General features: G+C 29.1%; 4 protein-coding genes. All 4 read right to left on the reverse strand.

Annotation, left to right across the window (positions count from 1 at the left end):
- Positions 1–95 precede the first annotated feature (95 nt).
- From G3997_RS06590 to frr, 4 genes are read right to left on the reverse strand one after another with little or no spacing between them, the layout of a single operon-like run.
- Complete coding sequence (locus G3997_RS06590; protein WP_296644665.1) at positions 96–875, reverse strand: phosphatidate cytidylyltransferase; 780 nt, start codon at positions 873–875, stop codon at positions 96–98.
- A gap of 15 nt (positions 876–890) precedes the next feature.
- Positions 891–1619 carry an isoprenyl transferase gene (locus tag G3997_RS06595; RefSeq protein ID WP_296644667.1) on the reverse strand — a complete coding sequence of 243 codons (729 nt, stop codon included), beginning with the start codon at positions 1617–1619 and terminating at the stop codon, positions 891–893.
- Between the two features lie 51 nt (positions 1620–1670).
- Positions 1671–1874, reverse strand: coding sequence for a hypothetical protein (locus G3997_RS06600; RefSeq protein ID WP_296644669.1), 204 nt, complete (start codon positions 1872–1874; stop codon positions 1671–1673).
- Between the two features lie 2 nt (positions 1875–1876).
- On the reverse strand, positions 1877–2434 hold the full coding sequence (frr, locus tag G3997_RS06605) for a ribosome recycling factor (RefSeq protein WP_296644670.1): 558 nt from the start codon (positions 2432–2434) through the stop codon (positions 1877–1879).
- Positions 2435–2524: the final 90 nt, after the last annotated feature.

Genomic DNA, 2524 nt, shown 5'->3' on the forward strand with positions numbered 1-2524 from the left:
AGTATAATTCTTTATATATTATACCACTAAGTTAAGTAAATTTATCCAGTTTGAAATAAATTTCAAGTAAAAAAGCCTTAGCACATGCTAAAGCTTTATTTACTAAATATCATTATTGCATAATATACAAATGGTGCAACTAATATTACACTATCAAATCTGTCTAATACTCCACCATGGCCTGGTATTAATTTACCATAATCTTTTATCCCAACATATCTTTTTATAGATGATGCGAATAAATCACCAAACTGAGCTATTATACTTCCTAAACTACCTATGATTACCATAACAGTCATATCTAGTTTGAATAAGTACGCAAATATTATACATCCAACTGTACTTCCTATTATTCCACCAATACTTCCTTCTATTGTCTTTTTAGGACTAACCTTTGGTATTAGCTTATGCTTTCCAAATAAATATCCTGTAAAGTACGCAAAGGTATCAGTAAGAAATGCTACTATAAATATTGTCCAAACATAAATAGATCCTTGAGGTAATCTATTTATAGTAAGAACTATAAAGTCTATTGATATAGCTACATAAAACAAACTGAAAAATGTTATTACTATATCAATTATATTTCTTTTGCATCTTAGTATATAAGTTATAGAGTATATAAATAGTGCAAATATTACTACATAAGTATAATCTGCTCCTAAGTTAAATATATTTTTTAAACCTAAATATACTATAAATATATAACCTATATTCTCTATAGGATGTATATCTTTTGCCTTAAAGGCTTTATAAAATTCATTTAAAGCTATAGCAAGTATTGCTATTTCTGCTATATATAATGGTACTCCACCAATTAAAATAAATATAAGTAATGGCACTAATGCTAATGCAGCTAAAACTCTTGTAAGCATATAATATTCTCCTTACTACTTGCTTAGTCCTCCAAATCGTCTGTCCCTATTTTGATATACATATATTGCCTTTTGAAGTTCTTTGCTACTAAAATCTGGCCAGTGTATATCAGTGAAGTAAAATTCAGAGTATGCAGCTTCCCACATTAAGAAGTTACTTAGTCTTTGTTCTCCACTAGTTCTTATTATTAAGTCTGGATCTGGTATAGACTTTGTATCTAAATAGTTTTTTATAGTGTTTTCATTTATGTTTTCTATATCTATTTTACCACATTTTGCATCATTTACTATATCAATTATTGCATTTTTTATGTCGTCTCTACTTCCATAATTTAGAGCAAGATTTAAGTTAACTCCAGTATTGTCTTTAGTTAGTTCAAATGCACTGTTTAACTCTTCTACACAATTTTTAGGAAGCTTTGATATATCACCTATTGCTGTAATTTTTACATTATTTGCATGTAATTCTTTTGCTTCTTTTGCTAAATAAGTAGCTAAAAGAGTCATAAGTGTATCAACTTCAAGTTTAGGTCTTTTCCAGTTCTCTGTTGAAAAAGCATATAAAGTTAAGTGTTTTACCCCTAATCTTTGACATTCTTTTATTACTTCTCTTATTGCTTCTACCCCCGCTTTATGTCCTGCAGTTCTTGGAAGGAATCTAGACTTAGCCCATCTCCCATTTCCATCCATTATTATAGCTATATGAGTAGGCACTTTTTCTAAATTTATGTCATAACTATTCATAGTATCTGCCTCCAATATAATTTTTGCTTAAATGCAAAAGATTTCTGACCCCTATTTTAGGGAGTCAGAAAACTTAGTTGTTAATACTTCTACACCATTATCTATATCTGATATTTTTATTACTCTAGGAATAATAAGTTTATCGGTATCTTTTTTACCTTGTATAGATTTTACAGTGTATGTTATGTTATGTTCTTTAAGGTATTTTTCTACTTCCTCTAGTGGAAGTCCTAATAGGCTATAATATTTATCCAATATTATACCTCCATTATATCCTTTTCTTTAGCTGAAGCAACTGCATCTATTTCTTTTATGAATTTATCAGTTATTTTTTGAACTTCATCTTGTGCTCTCTTTAATTCGTCTTCAGTTAATTCTCCGTCTTTTTCCATTTTCTTTAATGCATCATTTGCATCTCTTCTTTCATTTCTAAGTCTAACTTTGAATTCTTCAGCAACTTTGTGAACTCTCTTAGCTAATTCTTTTCTTCTTTCTTCTGTTAAAGCTGGAACAGCTATTCTTATAACTTGACCATCGTTACTTGGATTAAGTCCTAAGTCAGAGTTTCTTATAGCTTTTTCTATTTCAGCCATAGAAGATTTATCCCAAGGGTTTATCATTAATGTTCTTGGTTCTGGAACTGATATAGCAGCTAATTGGTTTACTGGAGTTAATGATCCGTAGTAGTCAACTCTTACTTTATCTAACATTTGAGCATTTGCTCTTCCTGCTCTTATAGTTGTGTATTCGTGCTTTAATGCATCTATAGTTTTAGTCATTTTAGCTTCTAATTGCTTATGTACATCTAATTTCATAGTTATTATCCTCCTATATTCTTTAATTTTATTATACAACATTTCCGTACTTTATATAATATTATCTTACTACAGTACCTATTTTTTCAC

Source organism: Romboutsia sp. 13368 (genome assembly GCF_018336475.1).
GTDB lineage: Bacteria > Bacillota > Clostridia > Peptostreptococcales > Peptostreptococcaceae > Romboutsia.

Bases quoted from the DNA above. Each gene is read 5' to 3' on its own strand.
- G3997_RS06590 (WP_296644665.1), bottom strand. From the start codon at position 875: ATGCTTACAAGAGTTTTAGCTGCATTAGCATTAGTGCCATTACTTATA.
- G3997_RS06595 (WP_296644667.1), bottom strand. From the start codon at position 1,619: ATGAATAGTTATGACATAAATTTAGAAAAAGTGCCTACTCATATAGCT.
- frr (WP_296644670.1), bottom strand. From the start codon at position 2,434: ATGAAATTAGATGTACATAAGCAATTAGAAGCTAAAATGACTAAAACT.